This window comes from Secundilactobacillus folii, from assembly GCF_009720675.1.
Taxonomy (GTDB): Bacteria; Bacillota; Bacilli; order Lactobacillales; family Lactobacillaceae; genus Secundilactobacillus; species Secundilactobacillus folii.
This window is the reverse complement of the sequence record NZ_WNJO01000001.1, coordinates 1-19576: the sequence shown is the minus strand read 5'-3', so window position 1 is coordinate 19576 and position 19576 is coordinate 1. Positions and strand designations below refer to the sequence as shown.

Annotated in this window: 21 protein-coding genes and 1 other annotated feature; of the genes, 4 read left to right on the top strand and 17 right to left on the bottom strand. The window is 44.4% G+C overall.

Features of this window, described 5'->3' with window-relative positions; genetic code table 11:
- Positions 1–59 precede the first annotated feature (59 nt).
- Complete coding sequence (locus tag GM612_RS00105) at positions 60–233, top strand: DUF3042 family protein (protein WP_155430358.1); 174 nt, start codon at positions 60–62, stop codon at positions 231–233.
- Between the two features lie 103 nt (positions 234–336).
- On the opposite strand, the gene GM612_RS00100 is transcribed toward GM612_RS00105, so the two are convergent.
- From GM612_RS00100 to GM612_RS00065, 8 genes are all read right to left on the bottom strand, one after another.
- Entirely contained in the window at positions 337–651 is a 315-nt protein-coding gene (locus tag GM612_RS00100; protein ID WP_173021169.1) for a DsrE family protein, read from the bottom strand.
- A 281-nt stretch (positions 652–932) separates the two neighbouring features.
- On the bottom strand, positions 933–1346 hold the full coding sequence (locus GM612_RS00095) for a rhodanese-like domain-containing protein (RefSeq protein WP_155430356.1): 414 nt from the start codon (positions 1344–1346) through the stop codon (positions 933–935).
- Between the two features lie 30 nt (positions 1347–1376).
- Positions 1377–2351: an ROK family glucokinase gene (locus GM612_RS00090; protein WP_155430355.1), complete on the bottom strand. Its 975-nt coding sequence runs from the start codon at positions 2349–2351 to the stop codon at positions 1377–1379.
- 19 nt (positions 2352–2370) lie between these two features.
- Positions 2371–2580, bottom strand: a complete 210-nt coding sequence (locus tag GM612_RS00085) for a YqgQ family protein (protein WP_155430354.1) — start codon at positions 2578–2580, stop codon at positions 2371–2373.
- Positions 2581–2620: 40 nt separating this feature from the next.
- Positions 2621–3295, bottom strand: a complete 675-nt coding sequence (locus GM612_RS00080) for a rhomboid family intramembrane serine protease (protein ID WP_155430353.1) — start codon at positions 3293–3295, stop codon at positions 2621–2623.
- Positions 3296–3306: 11 nt separating this feature from the next.
- On the bottom strand, positions 3307–3855 hold the full coding sequence (locus tag GM612_RS00075) for a 5-formyltetrahydrofolate cyclo-ligase (protein ID WP_155430352.1): 549 nt from the start codon (positions 3853–3855) through the stop codon (positions 3307–3309).
- A 52-nt stretch (positions 3856–3907) separates the two neighbouring features.
- Positions 3908–4057, bottom strand: coding sequence for a 50S ribosomal protein L33 (gene rpmG, locus GM612_RS00070; RefSeq protein WP_155430351.1), 150 nt, complete (start codon positions 4055–4057; stop codon positions 3908–3910).
- 146 nt (positions 4058–4203) lie between these two features.
- Positions 4204–6210 (bottom strand): peptidoglycan D,D-transpeptidase FtsI family protein, encoded by a 2007-nt coding sequence (locus tag GM612_RS00065; protein WP_155430635.1) that lies wholly within the window; start codon positions 6208–6210, stop codon positions 4204–4206.
- 247 nt (positions 6211–6457) lie between these two features.
- On the opposite strand from GM612_RS00065, the gene GM612_RS00060 reads away from it, so the two are divergent.
- The gene (locus tag GM612_RS00060) at positions 6458–9088 is read left to right on the top strand and encodes a YfhO family protein (RefSeq protein WP_281349171.1); all 2631 of its coding nucleotides are present in this window, start codon (positions 6458–6460) and stop codon (positions 9086–9088) included.
- A gap of 333 nt (positions 9089–9421) precedes the next feature.
- Here the strand turns inward: GM612_RS00060 and GM612_RS00055 are convergent, their stop codons facing one another.
- From GM612_RS00055 to GM612_RS00015, 9 genes are all read right to left on the bottom strand, one after another.
- Positions 9422–9727, bottom strand: coding sequence for a HesB/YadR/YfhF family protein (locus GM612_RS00055; RefSeq protein WP_155430350.1), 306 nt, complete (start codon positions 9725–9727; stop codon positions 9422–9424).
- Between the two features lie 198 nt (positions 9728–9925).
- Positions 9926–10408 (bottom strand): transcription elongation factor GreA, encoded by a 483-nt coding sequence (greA, locus tag GM612_RS00050; RefSeq protein ID WP_155430349.1) that lies wholly within the window; start codon positions 10406–10408, stop codon positions 9926–9928.
- A 94-nt stretch (positions 10409–10502) separates the two neighbouring features.
- On the bottom strand, positions 10503–11156 hold the full coding sequence (udk, locus tag GM612_RS00045; RefSeq protein ID WP_155430348.1) for a uridine kinase: 654 nt from the start codon (positions 11154–11156) through the stop codon (positions 10503–10505).
- A gap of 21 nt (positions 11157–11177) precedes the next feature.
- Positions 11178–12308, bottom strand: a complete 1131-nt coding sequence (mltG, locus tag GM612_RS00040; protein ID WP_155430347.1) for an endolytic transglycosylase MltG — start codon at positions 12306–12308, stop codon at positions 11178–11180.
- 258 nt (positions 12309–12566) lie between these two features.
- The gene (pheT, locus tag GM612_RS00035) at positions 12567–14981 is read right to left on the bottom strand and encodes a phenylalanine--tRNA ligase subunit beta (RefSeq protein WP_155430346.1); all 2415 of its coding nucleotides are present in this window, start codon (positions 14979–14981) and stop codon (positions 12567–12569) included.
- Positions 14982–14990: 9 nt separating this feature from the next.
- Positions 14991–16037 (bottom strand): phenylalanine--tRNA ligase subunit alpha, encoded by a 1047-nt coding sequence (gene pheS / locus GM612_RS00030; protein WP_155430345.1) that lies wholly within the window; start codon positions 16035–16037, stop codon positions 14991–14993.
- Positions 16038–16078: 41 nt separating this feature from the next.
- Positions 16079–16303 (bottom strand) — a binding site (T-box leader).
- Between the two features lie 20 nt (positions 16304–16323).
- Positions 16324–16707 carry a winged helix-turn-helix transcriptional regulator gene (locus tag GM612_RS00025; protein ID WP_155430344.1) on the bottom strand — a complete coding sequence of 128 codons (384 nt, stop codon included), beginning with the start codon at positions 16705–16707 and terminating at the stop codon, positions 16324–16326.
- A gap of 22 nt (positions 16708–16729) precedes the next feature.
- Positions 16730–17245 carry an HD domain-containing protein gene (locus GM612_RS00020; RefSeq protein WP_155430343.1) on the bottom strand — a complete coding sequence of 172 codons (516 nt, stop codon included), beginning with the start codon at positions 17243–17245 and terminating at the stop codon, positions 16730–16732.
- A 92-nt stretch (positions 17246–17337) separates the two neighbouring features.
- Positions 17338–18114 carry a TrmH family RNA methyltransferase gene (locus GM612_RS00015; RefSeq protein ID WP_343031745.1) on the bottom strand — a complete coding sequence of 259 codons (777 nt, stop codon included), beginning with the start codon at positions 18112–18114 and terminating at the stop codon, positions 17338–17340.
- 67 nt (positions 18115–18181) lie between these two features.
- Between GM612_RS00015 and GM612_RS00010 the strand changes: the two genes are divergently transcribed.
- Positions 18182–18454 (top strand): acylphosphatase, encoded by a 273-nt coding sequence (locus GM612_RS00010; RefSeq protein WP_173021168.1) that lies wholly within the window; start codon positions 18182–18184, stop codon positions 18452–18454.
- A 93-nt stretch (positions 18455–18547) separates the two neighbouring features.
- Positions 18548–19489 (top strand): membrane protein insertase YidC, encoded by a 942-nt coding sequence (yidC, locus tag GM612_RS00005; protein ID WP_155430340.1) that lies wholly within the window; start codon positions 18548–18550, stop codon positions 19487–19489.
- Positions 19490–19576: the final 87 nt, after the last annotated feature.

Genomic DNA, 19576 nt, shown 5'->3' with positions numbered 1-19576 from the left:
AAAACCTGCATAATGTAGGTAACAAACTATATTTTAACCTGTAAGGGGGGCCTTTAACAATGAAGCATTTCATTAAGGGATTTTTATTTGGTTCGGTGGCCACTTTAGGAGCCGTGGCCGGTGCAGCAATGTCCTTCAAGAAAAAGGTTGTTGAACCAATTGAAGATGAGGAACAACGTTTTGAGGATAACCGAAAAAAAGCTGCGAGAAAGAGCCGTTCAGCTCATCAATAAAAATCGCGGCAACCTAAAATAGGATTGGCACCTAAACTCATTTGACACGCTTTTGAAACTACTTTCAAACGTGCCAAAACAAGTTTAGGTGCCAATTTTTTAGCTATAATTTGATGTAAGCAAAACCATTGGACTGCAGTTCAGCAATTCTTAAGACTCCAACGGGCACAATTTTAGTGCCAGCAACTTGGTCAGCAGTAATATGATGTGATTTCATTGAATTTCGGCAGGAATCAAATTCCACCGTTTGATGATTGGCCATAAACTGTTTCGCTTCAGCGGTTAAATAGGCTTGGATTCCGCTACCGTTAGCAACGACTACGATTGCTGTTGACGGCTGTGCTGCCAAGGCGTTTGTGATGTTGGACTGTAAATGGGTCCACTTTGCTGGATCATCAATATGAAATAAGATTTTCAATTTAGTGACTTCTTTCCTATGAATCAGAACTTTATTGTTTTAAGAGCATTTGCCAAAACTTGGCTAGTTAAATATGTGACCAGTGTCTTTACTCGACATTCAAGCTTAATTTTAAAACCTCTTAAAACTGGTATCTAGAGCCAAGGTAGGCCAAACTCAGATTTTGGCCGAACAGGCACAAAGAAGGAAACTTCCTGAGTACAGGAAGTTTCCTTCTTGATTACGATACCCAAGAATCTACCCGAGTTTGGTCACGCTTGCTCTTGATGAACAAATCGATCTTAAATAGCAGATTTCTTAGTCTTACCTTCCCAACGTGCATAACCCGTTTTCAGAATGAAAATCTGTTTGTAACCGTGCTTTTTCAACAAAATCGCTGATCGAGAACTCATTTCTTTGCCCTGATCATACAGGTAAACTGGTAAGTCCTTCCTAATTTGTTGATAAAACGACCGCATCGTTGAATAGGGAATATTTCGGGCGCCCAGAATGTGACCAGCATCAAAGTCCTTTTTCTCTCTGACATCGATCACTTGAGCCTTACGCATGCCCGCCTGAAACGTTTTTTCATCGATCAGTGTTGCTGCTTGATTGCGTTGATAAACACCCCATAAGCGCCAGAGTGCAAACACCACGATCAAGATCAGTAAAATAATCGTATACAAACTTAGTGTAGAAATTGCTGCAGTTAACATGTATCTCGTCCTTCCAACCCGAAATTAAAATTAGGCACGCGCGTTTTCAAAACGTAATGCCAATGAAGCTGCACCAATCGCACCGGCGTCATTTCCAAGTTGTGCTAACTTCAGTCGGGTCGAATCACGAACGGCTGGGAAAGTATTTTCCTGGAAGTAACGGGTCGTTGGCTGCAGTAAAGTGTTGCCGGCAGCTGAAACACCGCCACCAATGATGATGTTTGCAGGGTTCAAGATGTTGGCACTGTTAGCCAAAGCTAAACCTAAATAAAATGAAACGCGATCAACGATCCGGTTAGCTAAAATGTCACCATTGTCGGCTAAGTAAACCACCATCTTGGACGTTACTTCTTCGTTATTATCAAATAATTCTTTCAAACGTGATTTGCCAGTAAATTCAGCAGCCATGTCCTTTGCAACGTGGACGATACCGGTTGCTGAAGAATACTGCTCAAGGCAGCCACGCTTACCGCAAGTACATAAATAGCCGTTCGGTTGCACGGTAATATGACCCAGTTCACCGGCACCACCATTGATGCCGTGAAGTAACTGACCGCCGGCAATGACGCCACCGCCGACACCGGTTCCTAAGGTAACGAAGATCACATCTTGGTCCTTTTCACCGGCACCCTTCCAGAACTCACCTAAAGCAGCAACGTTAGCGTCATTTTCCAACACTAACTGAAGACCTACTCCGGCCTGAATCTGGTCACGAATATGTTGCGTGGTTTTCCAGTTTAAATTAAAGGCACCAATAACGGTTCCTTCTTCAATATTGACAGCACCGGGCGTTCCCATGCCGATTCCCATGAACTGATCCTTGGTGTAACCCGAATCAGTCATCGTTTTCTTTAAAGAAGTGATAATGTTTGGCACAATATGCTTCCCATTTTCACTCTTATCGGTTGGGATACTCCACTTCTGCATGATGTCACCATCTCGGGAGACAAACGCAATTTTGGTGGTGGTACCACCTAAATCAATACCAATCAAACTCTTTGCCATGAACTTGTTTCCTCCAGACTTATTTCGTTTTCTCACGTGCTTCTTCGATACGATGCTCATGCGTTAGAACCAATTTAGCGTGAGCAAACGTTGCGTGATCAATTAGGCTGGCATCATGGAGATGATCCAGTTCCAAAGCCATTACTTCAATGTCCCACAATCGCTTACCAACGTATACATAGATGCCGAATTGTTTCAGCAACTGTTGTACATCATAGAGCGTTTTCATTTCGACATCCTCCGATACTTCACACGATTACTATATCATTCTACAACGTATTCCCATAATAGTATAGCCCAATAATTATAAGAATGGTAACGATTACACCCAGCACCCGTTTGACGCGGTTGACGGGGCCTAGCTTCGGTACGCCAACGATGTAACCGGCCAAAAAGCCGACGACCAAACCACCAATATGACCGACCAAATCCGTTCCAGGTGTCAGAAAACCAAAGACCAGGTTCAAGACGATAAATAGCAAGAACGTTCGCGTCATTTGGCGGATGTAAGGATTCTCCCAGAAGGACTCACCTAACATCAAAAAAGCGCCAAATAAGCCAAAAATCGCGGTACTTGCCCCGGCTGAAATGGCATTAGGGTTAAACGCAAAACTGGCTAAGTTGCCACCAATCCCCGACAGCACAAAAATCACTAAATAACGCCAATGCCCAAAAATGCCTTCGATTTGAATGCCGATAAAGTACAGAGTGACCATGTTCAGTAACAGGTGTTCAAACCCCATATGCAAAAATACCGGCGTGATCAGTCGCCACCATTGCCCCGCTAAAATCAGTGGATCATACTTAGCACCAAATTCTATCAGTACCTGAGCATTCTGTGAACCACCCATAACTGACATTAATCCATAGATGATCACCATGATTACGATCAGGGAAACGGTGATATACGGCCCTGCAAGCCAGCGTCTGATTCGTTGTTGCATTCTTTGCCCCCTTAGTGAGCAGAAATGACGTGCTGAACATAGATATCGTGTTCAGCAACTTTCCAGGTTGGTTCGTCAAATAACTGAGCATCAAACGCCAAGCTCACTGTTCGACCCTGATAATCACTTAAAAAGCGGTCATAGTAGCCACCACCAAAACCTAAACGAACACCTTGCTTCGTGAAGCCTAAACCGGGCACAACAACTAGATCGATCTGGTCTTTCGTGACTGGAATACCATTTTCCGGTTCTAAAATGCCAAATTTAGACGCTTTAAGCGTAGTGCTTTCGGTCAGCGGCACAAAGATCATCGACCGATCAGAATCGAATGTTTTCGGCACCAAAACCTGTTTGCGGGCCTGTTTAGCCGCATCGATAATTGGTTGAGTATCTAACTCGATACCCGTTGAGAGCGTAATGGCCACCGTTTGACTGCGTTCCCACTCCGGCGAATCCTCTAACCGCTCGTATAGCGCATCGGCCTGAAAATGACGGACGTCATCAGGCATTGACCCTAGGGCTGCAATAATTTTTTCGCGAACTGCCTTTTTACTTGCCATCGTTTATCTCCTTCGGTCTAATAAAAAAGGCGCAGGCTCATCGCCTATGCCTTTATTTTGTTTCTCTGTGTAACGTCACCTTGTGTTGACGTGGGCAATACTTCTTGAGTTCTACCCGGTCAGGATTGTTACGACGGTTTTTACTTGATAAGTAGTTTTGTTCGTGACATTCAGTACATTCTAACGTAATGTGTACGCGCATAGCTTCTGACCTCCCAACGTATATAGAATTTGGCAAATAGCCTTAACTCGTAGTATTTTATCATTTATTGAAATCAATTACCAGTCTAAATACTAGATTTGTTAAGTAAATTTACTTTACAGCTTCTCTCCATTTGCCAAAGACGATTAATTTATCGTCGATGAACCGGAATTAGCAGTCGACGTTGACTGAACCATGCTCCAGTATGCTGAATAGATCTGCTTTGCCAGTTTCATGTTATTATCTTCGGCGTTATAGTTCAGGTTTGGCATTGCTAAAGCAACAACTACCTGCGGATGTGTGGACGGTGCATACGAAGCCAAACTTAACGTAACCGTTTCAGTCTTCTTATAGTAGGTCTGAGCAGTCCCAGTCTTACCTGAAATTTCTGGCTTAATGGTGTCCAGTTCGGCACCGGTTTTATAGGTATTTGTCCCGTGAACCACATCGTACAGTCCATCAGTGACCAATTTACGCTCGGCAGGCGTCATGTTGATCTCGTTTAACACTGTTGGGGTGACAGAAGCTTTAACAGCTCCCAGACCACCATTTTGACTGGTCCCACGAATCGAGCCTAAAACGTGTGGTTGAATTCGATAGCCACCATTGGCGATCGTTGACATGTATTGCGCAACCTGCATGGTTGTATAGGCATCGTAGTTCCCGTATGCCTCATCAAGTGCATTTCCAATATGCGACTTAGTTGAAGCACCTTCAATACCGGTTGTTTCACCAGGTAGGTCAATCCCCGTCTTAACGCCAAGGCCAAATTGATTGAAGTAACCACGCAGCTTACTGAAGATGCTTGGACTCATCGTTAAAGCAGCGCCGGACGAATACTTAAAACCAGCTTCCTTCATCGCCAATTGCATCATATACGAGTTAGAGGAAACCTCCAGCGCTGTTGAGGCATTGATGGCCATATCAGCACTACCACTTTTATTGAACCAAGAAGCCTTCTTGGTCCCACCAACGGTAATTGGCATATCGGTCAACGTACTATTAGAAGGCGAAATGACACCATCCATCAAAGCGCCAGAGACCATTGCGCCCTTCACAACAGATCCCATTGTAATCGAGCTGTTAATTGTCCCTAATGCGTTATTGGTCACCTTACCAGTGGAGGGGTCTCGATCCACACCGGCCATACCAATCACCGCGCCATTATTAGGGTTCATGACCACGGCATAAACACCGGTAGAATCGCCACCAGCGCCACTTTCAGCAGACCTGACTAAAGACTGCAGCCGCTTTTGAAACTGGGCATTAATGGTCAACTGGAGGTTATCACCTTTTTGACCGCCGTATTTTTTAACTTCCTTCATGATTTTAGTTCCCGAAACTTCAACGTCGGTCTGCGATTTCGTCCCCCGTAAAACTGGTTCATACTGCTGTTCCAAGTAACTTTGACCAACTGAGTCGTTCCGCGAGTAGCCCTGTGCTAGGTATTGATTGACTTTATTGTCTGGTAACCCAACCTTTTCGGAAGAAACGGTTCCCAAGATACTCTTCAATGAACTGCCATACGGATAATCACGTGTCCAACTTGTGCCGACTTTCACACCAGGCATTTCCCCCAAATGTTCACCAACTTCTGCTAGTTCTTTACTGGTGACACCAGTTTCCTTGATGTACGTTGTCGATAACGAATAAGCCCCACTCATCTTAGCGTAGATCATCGCATCGTTGGTTTGGCTTTTGGTCAGCTTGAAACTGCCTGGGTGAGCATATAGGTACTGCAGTTCTTTATCGTAAGCCGCAGAGGCAGTATCTTGCGAAATATTTGGAATTTGAGCTTTGACCTGCTTAAGTCGCGACGGTGATGCTAAGTAATAGTCGGCCCGATTTCGGCGGGTCAGACTACCAGTTGAAACCGTCAAGTAGCGCCCTAACCGATTGGCAATTCGATACATATCAGAGGATAAAACGTTGACCCCCTTTGTATAACTAATTGCCTGGTGGGTCTTGTTACCCACTAACACACGACCAGTGGAATCAAAAATCATCCCTCGTTGGACGTTGTTAGTTTCAACGGTACTGTCAGTCCGATTCACTTCAGCTTTGAGCTGGCTACCGTGAAGAATCTGCAAATAAGCGAGTTGTGCAATTAACGCCGCAAACAAAAGACCCACAACAATGAACAGAAAGTTCATCCGAAATGGAATCTGCTCTGTAGTTGACTTTTGGTTTCGTGACGCGTGATTTCGGTTAAATCGACTGAAGAAATTTTTCACTTTTCTAACGCTCCTTACCTAACTTCATCATTCTACCAGAATTTTCTTAACGAAACCATTAACCCTTAAAGGATTTAATACTTTTTATGAATTTTTATGATATGCTTTGTAATTAGAATTAGTCTCGTTTGGGCAATTTAATTTTCGAGTTATCGGAGGGCTTTTTTTGAAAATAACTATTCAATGGATCAAAAGGCATGAGAAATTAACGTTGCTGACCCTGAGCTTCCTCATTCCCGCGCTCGTAATGAGTGGCTATTTTATGTATCGGCAAATGGCACCATTTGGATCTTCAACATTATTGACCGTGGATCTCGGCCAGCAGTACGTTGACTTCTTCGCCTATTTCAGACACACACTTTTAGCACATCCGAGTGGCTTCTTCTATACCTTCCAAAAAGCCTTAGGCGGCGAAATGTTTGGTGTTTGGACCTATTATTTACTCAGTCCGTTCAACCTAATTTTACTCCTGTTTTCAGATCATAATCTACCGACCGCCATCTTTTGGTTAACCGTTTTAAAATACGGGGCAGCCGGTCTGAGCTTTGCATGGTTGCTTTTAAAAACCAAGGTTCAAAAACACCTACCAGTCCTGGCATTCTCCACCAGCTACGCTTTAATGGGTTGGATGATTGCAAATCAGTTAAATTTAATGTGGTTAGATGCCATTATTATTTTACCGCTAATCATCTGGGGCGTGATCCGGCTCATTGATACTGGCAAAATTAGGACCTACGTTGGCTGGCTCGCTGCTTTGCTGATCATTAACTATTACATGGCGTTTATGGTCTGTCTGTTTACCGGCCTCTTCTTTATTTGGTACTGGCTCTCAAACTCTGCAGACTTTAAGGCCGCCGTGGCCAGTCTCCGCCGCTTTGTGATTGGATCGTTGCTGGCCGCGGGGATTGCGGCTATCACACTGCTGCCAACTTGGTACTCACTGAGCATCAGCAAGACTCAGTACACGCAAACCGACTGGTCGTTTAAATTTGAATACTTCCCACCCAAAATGTTGGCCAAGTTTTTCCTTGGCAGTTTTAATTTTAACCAAATGCCAAAGGGCACACCAAACTTATTTATTGGTAGTTTAATGGTACTGGGTGCACTATTCTTCTTTCTGCAAAGAAACCGCAAGCCGCTGACACGATGGGTAGGCCTAGCCATCACCGCCATTTTAGCGTTATCACTTTGCTTTGAACCTCTGGACCTTTTATGGCATGGTTTACAGTTTCCAATCTGGTATCCGTACCGCTTTTCCTTTGTGGTCAGCTTCTGGCTTGTCTGGCTAGCAGCTAACGCATTGCAACCCGAATTTGTACCAAAACTTTGGCAACTGGGCGCGGTGACTGGTATTTGTGCAGTCGTCGTGGCTTACGTTTGGCTAAACCTAAAGCAATTTTCCTTCCTTGATCAAAGCCAAATGCTCATTGGGACGCTCTTACTCGTTGCAGCAACCTGCCTGATTGCGTTGCCAGACAAGCGACCATGGTTTTACCAGCTGGCCTTTGTCTGTTTTGTCATCATTGAAATGTCCAGCAACGCTGCAACGAGCTTGAACCGAATTAGTTACGTCACTGAACCTGAATATCAAAATTACCAACGTGTTTTGGCAACCCAATCTAATCGTGTGACATCAGCAGACCATGGCTGGTACCGGATGACACCAACGTTTATGCGGACTAAAAATGATCCGTTATCCGGACAATTCAATGGTGGCTCAGTCTTCTCGTCAACGCTGGAGAAGTCAATGCCCACTTTCATGGGTGACGTCGGAGAACCCGACGGCGATGGTTTTGTCACTTACACAAATGGTACTTTGCTGACCGATTCACTGCTTAATATGCGCTACATCATGAATCAGCAGACTACTGGTGGTGAGTTATCAAATCCGGACATCAATAGCGTGTCAACGCGCGCAGACTTAGTTGATTACAAACCGATCAGAAAAGATGGCCTGATCACGACTTACAGGAATCCGTATGCCTTACCGGTAGGCTTTCTAGCAAATAGCCAGATTCTATCGCTGGAAAATACGACCAAGGATCCCACTCAGTACCAAGCTAATTTATGGGCCGCACTCACCGGCAACGCCAGGGATAGACACCTCTTCAGCGCGCAGAACTTTGACCGGGTCGTCTTTGACAATGTCCGTCAACAAACTAAACTAACTGGTGCAATCCTGCAGAAAACTAACTTGATCAAACCAGGTAATATCACCTTCTACTTTACTCCCAAAACAAACGATGCATTCTATCTAACCCTCGGCTCAAACTTAATTGATAGCAACGTTTCAATCAGCTTGAATGGTCGTCCGTTAGCCCAATATCCAACCTATCGCAACACGATTGTTGTCAACATCGCTGACCATCAAAAAGGACAACAGGTAAAGTTGCAACTGCATTTAAAAAAATCAACCCTCTGGCTGCAAAACTTTACATTGTACCAGTTAAACAATCAGCAATTTAAGGCGGGTCAGCAAAAATTAGCCGCACACCCAATGACCGTCACCCATCACAGTCAAAGTCGTATCACGGGTAAAATCAAAGTTAACCAAGCTTCAGCCACTTTGATGACCACAATTCCATACGCCAAAGGCTGGCACGTGACGGTGGATGGTAAAACCGTTCAACCTAAACGGGTTGCTGGAATCTTCACTGCCTTAAAATTAGGCCGTGGTACACACACAATCCGCTTTAGTTATTGGCCACCACTGCTCAATTTAGGCATTCTGATTTCTGTACTTAGCCTAATGATCTGTTCGGCCTACATTTATTGGCATCGTCGCCACCAAGCATAAAAGTGAGAAAATAATGTTTGTCCGAATGATGGAATTAATCAAACGGCAATTTTTTCATTGTTCAACTTAATAAGAGGCTGGGACAAAAGTTAATTTTGGTAAGTATCGAACCGATATTTTAATGCAGAGGTAGTTAAAAATGTGACTCAACCTTCAAGACTGTATTTGGCCTAAAGGTGCGTCAAAGCTCAGATTCTGACCATGCAAGCAAAGAGTGCCGCAGATTCCAAAACCAGGAATCCACGGCGCTCTTTGCTTGTATTCTGGGATCTAACCGAGTTTTGCCCTACTCTCCCATTTTTTGATCGTTTGACCCTCCTAGCAATGGATGAATCAAAGTTCACCATTTTCCACGTAATTATACCGTGGACCATCCTCGCTTTGGTCGTAATCGATCACGAGATCATAGCCCTTAAAGAACCAGCGGTCATCTTCTGAAACAAAGTAGTTCACACCATCTTTATTGGTAATCGCATACGGTTCCTCCGGATGATCATCCGGCGTCATGGCTAATGAAAAGCCTTCGTGAACGGGTGTATTGCCGTAGACCTTTCCGAAGAAGCGAAGGCCGCGACCCTTTGATAGTCCCATCTCATTATGAAACCACTTACTAACTTGATCAGTAACAATAATTTTCATTATAAATTGCTCCCTTGTTTCCAATATTGGTTGCGCTTTCATCACCTTCATTTATAACCTGAAATTCATAAAAACGCAAGTCCATTAGTTTGCAAGCAATTTGATGGCGCAGCCAGAATTAGCAGACAACAAACAAAAAGGCCACCTTCAAAAGATGACCTTCGAAAACAGTTTAGATGATTATTTTTTTGAAATTCACTAGGCCGATTCAACCGTCAGAATTTTGACTTTCATATCACCGGCTGGAATTTCAATTGTGACTTCTTCGCCAACTTTATGGTTCATCAAGCCCTTCGCAATCGGTGAATCGTTAGAGATCTTACCACTCATTGGATCAGCTTCAGCAGCCCCTACGATCGTGTAAGATTCTGGATCCTCATCAGGAAGTTCCTTAAAGGTGACCTTCTTACCAACGGTGACTTCATCCTTGTTGGTCTTGTCACTTTCGATCACATCCGCGTATTGCAACATGTGTTCAACCGTTGTAATCCGACTTTCAAGCATACTTTGCTCGTTTTTTGCTGACTCGTACTCCGAGTTTTCGGATAAGTCACCATAACTGCGGGCGATTTGAATACGCTTGATAACTTCTGGACGACGGTTCATTTTCAAATCTTCTAGTTCTTTTTCCAACTTGACCTTTCCATCGGCGGTCATTGGATACGTTTTTTGTTCAGCCAAAAATAGCACCTCATTACAGTTAAAATTTTTTGTCTGTCGCCTACATTACCATGCGACGACTCATCACGCAAGTTAAAATTTTTCAACGGTGAAATTATTCCTGACGACCAGTCTTTTTTTGGGTCAAAATCGAGCGAATCTTGGTGGTCAATAAATCAATGGCCACTTGATTTTCGCCGCCTTCTGGTACGATCAGGTCTGCATAGCGCTTAGTGGGTTCCACAAACTGATGATACATCGGCTTGACCGTTGTCAGGTACTGAGAAATAATACCATCAAGATCACGTTGCCGTTCCTTGATGTCCCGTTCAATTCTACGAATAATACGAATATCATCATCCGTATCAACAAACACTTTAATGTCCATCAAATCACGTAACCGTTCGTCATCCAGAATTAAAATACCTTCCAAGATGATCACGTCTTTGGGCTCTTGATGAATGGTCTCAGCACTGCGAGTATATTGCGTATAATCGTACACCGGCCGTTCAATCGCTTGATAAGCTTGAAGCTGTTTCAATTGCTTAATGAGCAAATCAGTGTCAAAAGCCAGGGGATGGTCGTAATTGACGGCTTTTCGCTCCGCCATCGTCATATTAGCCTGATCATTATAATAGGCATCCTGTTGCAAAATCATAATCGATTCGTTTTCTAATTCATTGTAAATGGCACGGCTAACAGTCGTTTTCCCACTACTGGATCCACCGGTAACACCGATGATTACCGGTTTAGATTGTTGTGCTGACATCTTCATTATCCCTTCAAGATTTTAATTATTGACCTTGCTTAGTGCAGCAACCCGTTTATTATGTTCTGCTAACGTCTTTGAAAAGTAGATTTTGCCAGTCTTAGTGTTGGCGACAAAATACAGGTATCCCTTACTCTCATCAGACGGATCAAGAACCGCTTTAATCGCTGACATACTTGGATTATTGAATGGTCCAGGACCATAACCGGCAAACTTGTACAAATTATATGGCGAATCAGTCTGCAGATCCTTATTGGTCAGGTGTTGCTTATGGTGTCCAATGGCGTATTCAACCGCCACATCAGACTGTAACGGCATTCCTTGCGCGATACGGTTAAAGAAGACCCCGGCAATTTTGCGCCGGTAAGATTGGCTGACGCCTTCTCGCTCGACTAGCGAGGACAGTGTCAATACCTGTTGAACCGTCAATTGCTCCTTCTTGATTCTCTTATAGTAAGGTGACAGTTCCGCATTCGTATGCGCCACCATCTGATTCACTAACTGCTTCAATGACATATGTTTGCTAACAATGTAGGTGGCCGGATAGAGGTACCCTTCCAAATGGTATCGAACCTGTTTAGACGCCATTGATGACGACAACAAAGCTGGGTACTGCTTAGCCAGATGCTTAATATAAGATTGGTCCTTCATCAAGCTCAAGAACTCGGCTTTACTAAAGTCGGTAGTCGAAGCCACGTTATTAGCAATGTCAGCAATGCCGGCACCCTCTTGAACTAAGACCTTACCCTTGCGACTCTGGATCGGCTCACTGCTACCACCCTGTTGCAACCGCTTAGCGACTTGTTTAAGCGTCATAGAAGCCTTTAGTTGATAGTACCCAGCGCGAAAATCAGAGAAATTATTTGATTTAACGTAGTAGTTAAAGACGGCACCGCTTTTCACGATACCTTCATTTTGCAAAATTGAGCCGATTCTTTTGTTTGACGCGCCCATTGGAATATCAACTTGAACGACCTGTTGACTCTTTGGATTCAATGGTTTTAAGGCCGATTGAAAATAATTATAAAAAACAATGCCAGTAACCACTAGCAAAATCACTAGTAGGCTGACAACCCCCGCAATAATTTTTTGACCAATCGACAGTTTCTTCTTCCCCGACTTTGGGGGAGTGGGCTGTTTGTCGTTATCCAAAGTATTTCCTCCGTTCCATTCATTCAATATCTGGACTATTATACAAGATTTTGATTGGCATTGCAGTAACAATCTTAGGAACTTAAGAATTTTGAAATACAGTTATCAGCTGGTTCATTAATCACCGCACACAAAAACGTCAGGTCGACCGTGAGACCGCCCCAACGTAATTGTATTGATTCAGTGAATAAGATGCTTCAAATAGCTATTATCAAAGCCAGACAGGAAAACTGCGCAATCAAATTAAATTCATGTTAATTACCGAATTTCAGCACCCAGTTCACTAACCAGGCTATTTTGAACCTTGTCGAAAGCCTTAGTGACTTCTTCGTCGGTCAGCGTCGCGTTCGGATTCTGATAGGTTAACGTGTAGGCTAACGATTGCTTACCATTCGGTAAATTCTTACCCTGATAAACATCAAACAAGTGGACCGACTTCAGGTAGGCACCACCCTTTTTGTTGATCTGAGCCAGAATTTGAGCGTTGGTGACGTTCTTATCGACAAGTAAAGCAACGTCTCGAGTAATAGCAGGATACTTGGAAATTGGCTGATACTGATTCATCTTCTTCGGCATTTCTAACAAAGCATCCAGATTCAGTTCAAAAACATAAGTTTCATTAATTTTGTATGCTTCAGCGACTGATGGGTGAACCTGACCGATGAACCCAACGTTGTGACCATGAATCGAAATATCTGCTGTTCGACCTGGGTGCATCTCTGGGTAGCGATCGGTAGCAACGAATTCAATGTCGCCCTCGATGGCTAAATTTTGAAGATACTGCTCAACAATTCCTTTTAGCTGGTAAAAATTAACTGCATTGCGCTTCGCATTTTGCAGCGGATCAACCACTAACTGACCACTAATGGCACCAGCAATGTGCTCATGTTCACTCGGCCGAACTTCATCGGCGGAATCCTTATAAAAGACCCGTCCCTGTTCGTAAAGGGCAACGTCTTTAACGTAACGGGCGTTGTTATAAGCAACGTCGTCCAGCAAACCACTGATCAAGTTCATCCGCAAAGTGGTATGGTCATTGGTCATCGGCCAACTCAACTGGGTCTCAGCACTCTTGCGCATCATAAATTGGCCAGCCTTTTCTTCGGTTGTCAACGCGTAAGAAATCGCCTGGTTTAATCCAAGCGCCTCAAAGAGCCGGCGGGAATCACGAATTAAAATCTGCTTTTCAGTCAATTTTCCTAGTGTGGTTGGCCCAGTTGGTAACGTTGCCGGAAGATTATCATACCCGTAGATCCGGGCGACTTCTTCCAGTAGGTCAGCAGCAATATGAATGTCCCAACGAGTCGATGGCACTGTTACCGTATAGGTATCCCCATCCAGTGTGACGCCAAATCCTAATTGTTTAAAAATGGCACTTACCTGGTCACTCTTTAAATGAGTTCCCAAAACGTGGTTGACCCGTGAAAGCGTCACTTGAACAACTTCATCTTTCACATCATAGCTTGAACCGGTCACGATACCCTTTAAAATATCGCCGTCAGCTAATTCGTGCATCATCTGGGCAGCTGCGTCAACTGCTTCATCAACACCACCGCGGTCAACGCCACGCTCGAAATGTTGTGAGGCACTAGTGTGCAAATTATGACGTTGCGCAGTCTTTCGAATCATTGTAGGCATGAACACGGCTGATTCAATGGCGACCGTCGTTGTGCGGTCATCGATTTCAGAATTTAAACCACCCATGACACCGGCCAATGCGATTGCTTTGTCGGAATCAGCGATCACAATATCCTTAGCATCAAGTTCACGTTCTTCTTCATCCAAGGTGGTGAGCTTTTCGCCTTCATATGCTTGACGGGCATAAATCGTGTTACCAGAAACCTTGTTAAAGTCAAACGCGTGCAAAGGTTGACCATACTTCAGTAAGATGTAGTTAGTGACATCAACAACGTTATTGATTGGTCGAACGCCAGCGTTCCACAGCTTGATCTGCAACCAAAGTGGACTTGGTTGAATCTTAACGTTTTCAACGATTCGCATCTTGTAGATTGGGGCTAAGTCAGCGTTGACATCCAGTTTAACCTTATCAGCGGCTAAACTGGAAACTTCCTCAACGCTTGGGTGATTCAGCTTTGGCTTCTGCGCGTAAATGGCACCTAAATCACGGGCCACGCCGTAGACACTCAGCATATCACCACGGTTGGGAGTAACGTCAACATCAATCAAATGGTCATCCATTCCGAGATATGAAAAGACGGGTTCGCCAATCTTAGCGTCATCAGGTAAGAAGTAAATGCCATCTGACCATTCCTTTGGAATCACGTCTTTTCCAAAGCCAATTTCATCTAAGGCACAGATCATCCCATTTGAGGTCACACCACGCATCTTGGAACGTTTGATCTTCACGTTGCCGCCGATTCGAGAACCAGGTAAGGCAACGATCACTTTATGTCCAGCTTCAACGTTAGGTGCACCACAGACGATCTCTGACAGCTCTTCTTCGCCAACATCAACGGAACAGATCTTTAAATGATCTGAATCCGGGTGATCTCTGAGGGATTCGATTTTACCCACTACCAGCTTTTTCAGGCCGTCACTAGGTTGTGTCACGGAATCGACTTCGACTGAAGAACGTTCGATTTTTTCGGCCAAATCCTTTGGCGAAACTTGGATATCTAAATATTCTTTTAACCAATTGTAAGAAATTTTCATTTTGGCTGATTATCCTTTCTTTGAGAATTGGGTAAGGAAGCGGACATCGTTTAAGTAGAAATTCCGAATATCATCCACACCATACTTCAGCATTGCAAAACGGTCGGGACCAAGCCCAAAGGCAAAACCACCAAAGACTTCTGGGTCGACTCCAGCCATCTTCAAAACGTTTGGATGGACCATGCCGGCGCCGAGGACTTCGATCCAGCCGGTGTATTTGCAGACTGCACAGCCCTTGCCACCACAGTTAAAGCAGGTAATATCAGCTTCGACTGATGGTTCAGTAAACGGAAAGTAGCTTGGGCGCAACCGAATATCAAACCGGTCACCAAACAATTCGTGGGCCACCAACTGTAAAGTCCCCTTTAAATCAGCCATGGTAATGTGCTTATCGATCACGATACCTTCCACCTGGTGAAACTGGTGAGAATGAGTGGGATCATCCGTATCACGCCGATAAACGACTCCAGGGGAAATCATTTTTAACGGTCCCTGACTAAAATCATGTTTTTCCAACGTCCGCGCCTGCATGGGTGAGGTTTGGGTCCGCATCAAGATTTCCTTTGTGATGTAGAACGTGTCTTGCATATCGCGGGCAGGGTGATCTTTAGGCAGGTTCATCATTTCAAAATTATACTTATCTTCTTCGACTTCTGGGCCAGTCAAAACTTGATAGCCCATACCGATAAAGAGATCTTCTATCTGGTCGATAATTTGTTGGATCACGTGCGGTTGACCCTGCGCAACTGGTTTACCCGGTAGCGTCACATCAATCTTTTCTTCTTGTAATTCTTTATTCAGCATCGCCTGTTTCAACTCGTCACGGCGACGTTCAATGGTCGTTTGCAGTTCATCGCGAACTCGGTTAGCAAACTGGCCAAACTGCGGCCGTTCTTCAGCCGGTAAATCACGCATACTTCTTAATGCTTGGGTAATGGGTCCCTTTTTTCCGAGCAGCTCGACCCTTAGTGCATCCAGTTTCTTAAGGTCACCAACGTCTTTAATATTTTGCTCTCGTTCTTGCCGAATTTTTTCCAGCTGATCTCTCAGTGTCATGTATGACCCTCCTTAAAAAATAAAAAAACTCCGTCCCAAAATAAAGGGACGAAGCTTTCGCGGTACCACCCTTGTTTACTTAATCATTAAGTACACTCGGTAATTTAATAACGGTTAATCAACCGGAAGATTTTTTATCATCCTGAAGATGATTCCCAATCTCTGCTCAAAGAGTGAATTCGTTCTTATTGACCCAAGTGCTTTCACTAAACGCACTCGTCTCTGTGATCAAATCAGAATTACTGGTCTCTTCTCATTGCATTTATACAATTTCACAACCACTAGTTTACAGCGGCTGATGGCATTGGTCAACCTCAGAAGAGGATTCGTTAGCACACCATTTTTCGGCCCAACTGTGGATCGAATGCATCACACCGGCTAAATCCTGCCCCTTTTCAGTCAAAGCATACTCGATCAATGATGAATTACGGTACGTCTTACGCATCACTAAGCCGTCACTTTCGAGTTCTTTGAGCCGTTCGACCAAGACCCGATCAGAACACTTGGTCACCTTACTTGCAATGTCCTTAAAACGTTGCGGGCCAAGGTTTAATAATACGTCAATAATTAGACCGTTCCACTTTTTACCTAAAATTGAAAACGTCCACTCAAATTTCGAACACAGTTCAAAATCATTTGGGTCGATGGTCTTACTGATTACTTGATCCATTCCTACACCCCCAAATCTATCCTTACTTATCTAACAAATTCAAAACTCGGTCAAGATGACGCTTACGCCATTCTGAAACCCGTTTACGAACGGGCGTGAAAAATTCCGAAATAGCTTCCTTATCATCTACCAAACTAACAACAACACTTTCGCGATACTTGGGTAACGCTGCCGTTGCCCCCCACATATGTTTAAGAATAATATCTTTTTCCATGGGGCTCAGTTCAGTTAATTTTTCTGCGTTCCGTAACGCTACACGAGGATGAATGAAAGCGTGCGAACCAAGGTTGAACTTGGTCGTCCGCCAATCATAGTAAAACAGGTCGTGTAACAGACCCGCACGTGCAGTCGCACGAACGTTTAAATGATGCTTCTTAGCAATTAAATAGCTATCATAAGAAACGGAGATCGAATGATCCAACCGATTGGAGTGGTGATGTTGGGTGTAGTCAGCCAGTTTTTGGACTTCTGGCTTAGCCAACAAATCACTGACTAAAGCAACGTACTCTGAATCTTGGCGCCAATCATTTCGTGACATACTACGCTTCCTTTACTTTAAGTAAGTTCATTTGTAACAAACTATACTTAATCTAACACATTTTGGCAAGCAAAACACCTTTTAAGTCTAAATTACACCAAATTTTGATTTAATTTAAACATTAGGATACCAGCAGCGACGGCAACGTTCAACGATTCCGCCTGCCCCTTAATTGGAATGTATAGATTAGTAGTCGTTTGGCTCATCAGCCGCTCGGACATGCCCTGCCCCTCATTACCCATGATCAGGCCGAATGCCGGCTGTGGTTCGACGGTCTGGTAGTTTTGAGCATCTTTATCTAACGCTGAACCATAAACCGGGATCTGCCGAGCTTCGAAAGCACTGACCCAATTGCCGAGGTCATCCTCACTCAAACGAATGTGAAACTGACTGCCCTGCATTGCACGAATGACCTTCGGTGTATAACGACTGGAAGTCCCGTTGCCAAATACAACGCCGGAGAAGCCTGCAGCGTCGGCAGTTCGAACCATCGTACCAATATTACCAGGATCCTGGATTCGGTCAAGCAAAAGCCAAGCACCGGTTGCCTCATCTGGATCGACGTGTTCAGCAGCTAGAATATCGATCACAGCAAAGATCCCCTGAGGCGTAACGGTGTCGGATAGTTTTTTGGCAATCTCGTCCGTAATTTCAAAGCGTTCCACGTCGTCCGGAATATCTTGAGCGTGTTCATCCAGCTGCTCTGGTGTGGCAGCAACCTGAACTACCGGCTGTTCAGCGGCAATGGCATCACCGACCGTGTGCCAACCTTCTACTAAATACTGGTGAAATTTATGGTGACCCTTTTTAGTCGTCAGATGCTGCCACTTTTTCACCTTTGCGTTTTGCGTTGAGGTAATTTTTTCAATCATGTCCTGCCTCTTCCTTCCGTTTTTTGTTACTATGGTACATAATATCACGATTAGAGGTGCTATGATGGAATCTGTACTAATTTCAGTCTCCGGTCGCGTTCAGGGTGTAGGGTTCCGCTGGACGACCGCTCGTTTAGCCAACCGCATGGGAATTACTGGCTGGATCAAAAATGAAGCTGACGGGTCAGTGACCGTTCGTGCGGAGGCTGAAAAGGCCGACTTAACTGCATTTATCAAAGCATTACGCCACTCACCTACACCCTACGCAAGTATTAGAGACGTTCAAATCACTTCCAAAAGTGTGGAAGACTTTAAAAAATTTGTCATTACCGATTGAAAAGCCCCCTCATATCAAGTAATATTTACCCTGTTGTGATTGATTGGAAATCATCAGTATTAAATTGTTCAGAAGGGAAATGAGACAAACTAAATGAAATCTAAAAAACCTTTACAGATCGGGCTTTTACTAACCACACTGGCCCTGCTACTTAGCGGGTGTGTGCAGCGAACTAAGGGTGGCAAACCCTACGGCCTGGTCTATGATTACCTAGCCGTTCCCGGTCAGCACGTGATGGAATGGATTGCCAACTTTCTTGGTCACTCCTACGGCTGGGCAATTATTGTTGTGACCGTCGTCGTGAGAATGGTTTTGTTACCATTAATGGTTCGCCAGCTGCGTAATTCAACGGTTCAACAGGAAAAAATTGCCGCAATCAAGCCCCAGCTGACAGAGATTCAAGCACGCCAAAAAGCGGCTAAAACTCAAGAGGAACAAGCAGCAGCGGGTCAGCAAATGATGCAGCTTTACCGTGATAATGGCATCAGTATGACTGGCGGTATCGGCTGTTTGCCACTGCTGATTCAAATGCCAATTTTTGCCGCACTCTACGCGGCCATCCAGTATTCACCAGAACTTTCCTCCTCCACTTTCATGGGGATCGCTTTAGGGAAATCTTCAGTGACACTGGCCATCTTGTCCTTCTTGGCGTACTTGCTTCAAGGCTACCTGTCAATGATTGGTATGCCAAAGGAACAGCGTAAAGCAATGCGGGTCACAATGGTGATCAGTCCAGTGATGATCCTGTTCTTTACGATTTCAACTTCGGCTGGCTTAGGCCTGTACTTCTTTATTGGTGGGATTTTCGCCTGTATCCAAACCCTGATCATTAATCTCTACCGCCCACGTATTCGGCGAGAGATCGATGAACAAATGAAGAAAAATCCGCCGAAGGTACCGGCTGCACCGCAACCTGCCACAGCGGCTTCAACCACTGCTACCGGTTCAACTTCAAACGCTGCGTCAAGACCAGCAACTGTTAACCAAGACAAACGTAATCGAAATCGAAATGCCGGTAAACAGCGACACCATTAATTTGGTTTTTTGCAATACTAAAGAGAGTCGGACAAAACTCGGTTAGATTCTAAAATATAAGCAAAGAGCGCCGCAGATTCCTGGTTT